Here is a 2,168-nt window from a genome sequence, read left to right on the forward strand (position 1 = left end):
GGCTTTTCTCGTGGGTTTCCTTTCGTCGTCCCAGCCGGGCACGGCCTACGTCCACTTCGTCGGGGTGGATCCGGGCCCGGCGTGCTGGGCCGGCACGGCTGGACTGGCCGGTGCGGCCAGGAAGAGCGACTGCCACGCGCACAGGTTCGGCAGCCGGTCGAGCGCCCGGCGGTCGGCGGCGCGCACCCACGCGGACGGCAGGAACTCGCGGCCGCGCCACCACGGCAGGCCACCGGTGGTGGTCTCGGCGACGACGCGCAGGCCGCCGTCGATCAGCAGGCGCCGCGCCGAGTCGACGGTGTAGAAGCGCAGGTGGGTGGCGTCCATCAGGCCGGTGTCGGTGTATTCGAACCGGCCGAGGGCGAACTGGGCGCGCTGGCGGTAGTGCAGCACGTTGGGCAGCGCCACCAGGATCCGCCCGCCCGGGGCGAGGACCCGGCGGGCCTCGGCCAGCAGCGGTACCGGATCGGCCAGGTGCTCCAGGATGTGCGAGAGCAGCACCAGCCGGTAGCGGCCGTCCGGGGCGAACGGCAGGCCGCCCGCCAGGTCGGCGAGTTCCACCTGCTCGCACTCCCGGCCGGCGGCCGCCCGCTCCGAGGGATCGATCGTGACCCCCGTGACGCGCCAGCCCCGCTGCCGCAGTAGCCGCGCGTTGTCGCCCGCGCCGCAGCCGCAGTCCAGCGCCCGGCCTGGCCGGATGTCGACCAGCTCGAGCAGGTCGGGATTACCGCCGTTGCGATATCGAAGATCGTTTTCCATGTCCGACTCCCTGTCGCCACCCGGCGTCGCCATGCACGGAACGGTCACCCGCGCGATGGTCACCGGCGGCAAGGTACGTAGCACCCGACCGCACACACGAGCCCAGTGAACACACAGAGTAACCCCTGTGTGGCTCAGGCACGTCGACCCGCCTCGGGTCGACGTGCCTGCCCTAGCTGGCCCTGAAGGAGCGTTCATGGAATCGGGCAGCCCAACGCCCAGGAAGATCCCCGCCGTCGACGGGTCGCCGGCGGGAGGCGCCGATCGGCGCGCGGCGAGTGCCGCGGCGGCCGAGAGCGGACTGTCGCGACTGATCCCGCAGCCCCGCCGCGGCCGCCAGCCCGTCCCCTCCGCGGCCGGGCCACCTCACCCGACCCTTGAGGTGATCTTCACGGGCCCCAACAGCCTCGGCGCGATACGCCTGCTGTTCGCGTGGATCGTGCTGCTCCTGCACGGACTCGCCCTCAGCGGCCACCACACCCCGGCGCTCGGCCGCCACGAGTACGACGCGGTCGCGCTCGATGGCTTCTTCGCCATCAGCGGGCTGCTCGTCACACGCAGCGCCAGCCGACTGACGATCGGGCGCTTCCTGCGGCACCGGGCGCTGCGCATCCTGCCCGGCTTCTGGGTCTGCCTGCTCGTCGTCGCCTTCGTCATCGCACCGATGGGCTGGTGGCACGTGCGCGGCTCGCTGCGCGACTACCCGCTGACCGGGCCGCACGGCGCCTTGCACTACGTCACCGACAACGCGCTGGTCCGGATGCGCTTCTACGACATCGCCGGGACCCCCCAGGGCAGCTACTTCCCGCCGCCGGGCACCGGCATGCCGGTCTCCTGGGACGGCTCCCTGTGGTCGCTGTGGTGGGAGGTGCAGTGCTACATCGGCATCACGCTGCTCGCCGTCGTCGGGCTGCTGCGCCGCCGCCCGGTGCTCGCCATCGGGGCCATCGCGCTCGGCCTGTCGATCATCGAGGCGTTCGGCCCGCCCGGCACCCTGCCGGCCCGGTTCTCCGCGGACATGGCCCGCTTCACGCTGAACTTCCTGGCCGGCGCCCTGATGTGCCTGTACGCGAAGCGCATCCCGCTGTCGGGGCGGATCGCCGCGATCGCCGGGGCCGTGTTCGTCGGCTCGTTCTACCTCCAGGACCAGCCACTGATCTCGGCGCTGCCGCTGGCCTACCTGTGCGTGTACCTGGGGGTCCGGCTGCCGCTGCGGTGGCTCGGCGCCCGCCACGACCTGTCCTACGGGCTGTACATCTACGGCTTCCCAATCCAGCAGCTCGCCACCGTGTACGGCCTGCACCACGCCGGCCTGGTCGCGTACCTGCCGGTGCCGATGATCCCGTGCCGGTCGCTGATCTCGTCGTTCGCCACCTCGTTCATGAAGTTCTGCAGGACGTAGAGGGTGT

2 protein-coding genes are annotated in these 2,168 nt (G+C 71.9%); one reads left to right on the top strand and one right to left on the bottom strand.

The features are described from left to right. Window positions 1-45: 45 nt before the first annotated feature. Window positions 46-759: a class I SAM-dependent methyltransferase gene (locus tag MXD58_RS29750; protein WP_250611469.1), complete on the bottom strand. Its 714-nt coding sequence runs from the start codon at window positions 757-759 to the stop codon at window positions 46-48. A 196-nt stretch (window positions 760-955) separates the two neighbouring features. Here MXD58_RS29750 and MXD58_RS29755 point away from each other — a divergent pair, with 196 nt between their 5' ends. Then, window positions 956-2,161: an acyltransferase family protein gene (locus MXD58_RS29755; protein WP_250611471.1), complete on the top strand. Its 1,206-nt coding sequence runs from the start codon at window positions 956-958 to the stop codon at window positions 2,159-2,161. The last annotated feature ends 7 nt before the right edge of the window (window positions 2,162-2,168 follow it).

The organism is Frankia sp. AgKG'84/4, assembly GCF_023242965.2.
Lineage (GTDB): Bacteria > Actinomycetota > Actinomycetes > Frankiales > Frankiaceae > Frankia.

Bases quoted from the DNA above. Each gene is read 5' to 3' on its own strand.
- MXD58_RS29750 (WP_250611469.1), bottom strand. From the start codon at position 759: ATGGAAAACGATCTTCGATATCGCAACGGCGGTAATCCCGACCTGCTC.
- MXD58_RS29755 (WP_250611471.1), top strand. From the start codon at position 956: ATGGAATCGGGCAGCCCAACGCCCAGGAAGATCCCCGCCGTCGACGGG.